4 protein-coding genes are annotated in these 1,537 nt (G+C 45.7%); all 4 read right to left on the bottom strand.

Annotated features, from left to right (window positions below; all coding sequences use genetic code 11):
• Nucleotides 1–129: 129 nt before the first annotated feature.
• The 4 genes from ACTBDZ_RS17700 to ACTBDZ_RS17685 all read right to left on the bottom strand — a co-directional run bounded on the left by ACTBDZ_RS17700 (nt 130) and on the right by ACTBDZ_RS17685 (nt 1,420).
• Nucleotides 130–318 carry a helix-turn-helix transcriptional regulator gene (locus tag ACTBDZ_RS17700; protein ID WP_438816258.1) on the bottom strand — a complete coding sequence of 63 codons (189 nt, stop codon included), beginning with the start codon at nt 316–318 and terminating at the stop codon, nt 130–132.
• 4 nt (nt 319–322) lie between these two features.
• Nucleotides 323–538, bottom strand: coding sequence for a protease FtsH-inhibitory lysogeny factor CIII (locus ACTBDZ_RS17695; protein ID WP_438816257.1), 216 nt, complete (start codon nt 536–538; stop codon nt 323–325).
• Nucleotides 539–552: 14 nt separating this feature from the next.
• On the bottom strand, nt 553–762 hold the full coding sequence (locus ACTBDZ_RS17690) for a ParE family toxin-like protein (RefSeq protein WP_438816256.1): 210 nt from the start codon (nt 760–762) through the stop codon (nt 553–555).
• A gap of 274 nt (nt 763–1,036) precedes the next feature.
• A complete protein-coding gene (locus ACTBDZ_RS17685) occupies nt 1,037–1,420 on the bottom strand; it encodes a hypothetical protein (RefSeq protein WP_438816255.1) in 384 nt (127 codons plus the stop codon).
• Nucleotides 1,421–1,537 lie beyond the last annotated feature (117 nt).

Here is a 1,537-nt window from a genome sequence, read left to right as displayed (position 1 = left end):
TGATGGGATTGTTAGTATGAATCATGAGAGTTACCTCGTGTTTTGTATAAGGATTGGACACCCATATCAAAACCGGTAACTCTCAACCTTGCAAGGTCCAGTGTCAGATCAAGTCGCGACTAATACACATTAAGAATTTGAAGTAATCCCCTGTGACTGCCTGACCGCCCAATCTTCTACCGCCGACTTCAGGTAGTAGGTTGGGTGTTGCTTGATTGGACGCGGGAAACCGCGCTTCTTTTCATACCGGTACAGCGTGTCGCGCGACTTAATGCGTAGCATTTCCATTACTTCCGTTTTTGATATCAAGTTCATCATAGCCTCACTTCCTCAAGATTTTCTCTAACGAGTCACACACGCGCATAACAGGGCGGGATGAAGGTGCTGGGGCAGGTCGTAGACGTTTGCCTGCCTGCTCAAGGATATCGATAACCTTTCGGTATCCGTTTCTCAGCCATTGAACCCATTTATCCAGTTGGGTTTCTTCCGGGTGATAGCTCCCCATGAGGGCAGCATGACCCGCGAATGCATAATTCATGGGGGCTCCTGTTATTATATTGTGATTTGGGTGTCGTATTTTGCATGGCTCATGGTCTTCCAGCTCTGGCCGTTATCTTTGGATAACATGCGCCAGTAGAGGGAGAGTCGTATTGATAAATAACCGGTTTGTCGTATGCGTCTTGCACGAATAAGTCCTTCACGGTATAAGCGCTTAAATAGCTTCTCCCGCTCTCTTATCCTGTTAGGTATTTTAGGTTTCATTCGTAGCTCCTCTTACGATGCAAGGCTGTTTGGATGCTGTGCTAGTATTGGGGTGGGTAAGGGTATTCGCATCATATCGCGCTCAAAATCATGTATGACGCCTACAAAAAAGCCGCTACAAAAGCGGCTATGGTTAGCTTTGCTGTTAGCGTTGTTCGCTTCATGATGAAATCCCTTAGCCAACCCCCATCAGGGAATTTGCCGCGTCAATCACGCTGACAGGGACTAGTTTGCATGTTGGTGTCTTATCTTCCTGCGGATAAAATTCATCAGCTCACGGTAGTGATGCAATCAATTTTTCCCCCGAACGAAATGACTCCATCGCCGCGAGAAGAGTGTTTCGGAAATCACGAATAGTGTTAACTGTAGACAAAAGGGATTTGAATGATGAGCGGTCTGGAACATCTGAAAGAGACGGCGAGTAATATCCATATACTTTTATTCCTAAGATAACTGAACTTAATTTATCCCTTCCAATGCTTAGCGCAGCGTTTAAGTCCTTGACGTCTACCGCATCAGAATAAAGACGCATGCTTGATGCGTAGGTGCAGGCTGACAATACCTTTTCAGGCAACCCCTCAAATAATTTTCCTTCAAACTTTTCGTATAGCTGAGTGGCGCAGGAATTAATGAATGCCTTATACGCTGCATCCGTCATTCCGCACCTACTTTAAGAATAAATTCGACGGTATCGCTCGCCGAGAACATCAACGATGGTCTTGTGAACAGAATTGAGGTTGGATACTTGTGGTGGTCTGTCACCAATACTGAACTC

The sequence above is a fragment of the Symbiopectobacterium sp. genome, assembly GCF_051710365.1.
Taxonomy (GTDB): domain Bacteria; phylum Pseudomonadota; class Gammaproteobacteria; order Enterobacterales; family Enterobacteriaceae; genus Symbiopectobacterium.
Note: the sequence above shows the minus strand (reverse complement) of the source record. Positions and strands in the feature narration are given on the sequence as shown.

Coding starts and splice junctions, on each gene's coding strand:
- ACTBDZ_RS17700 (WP_438816258.1), bottom strand. CDS start 318: ATGATGAACTTGATATCAAAAACGGAAGTAATGGAAATGCTACGCATT.
- ACTBDZ_RS17695 (WP_438816257.1), bottom strand. CDS start 538: ATGAATTATGCATTCGCGGGTCATGCTGCCCTCATGGGGAGCTATCAC.
- ACTBDZ_RS17690 (WP_438816256.1), bottom strand. CDS start 762: ATGAAACCTAAAATACCTAACAGGATAAGAGAGCGGGAGAAGCTATTT.
- ACTBDZ_RS17685 (WP_438816255.1), bottom strand. CDS start 1,420: ATGACGGATGCAGCGTATAAGGCATTCATTAATTCCTGCGCCACTCAG.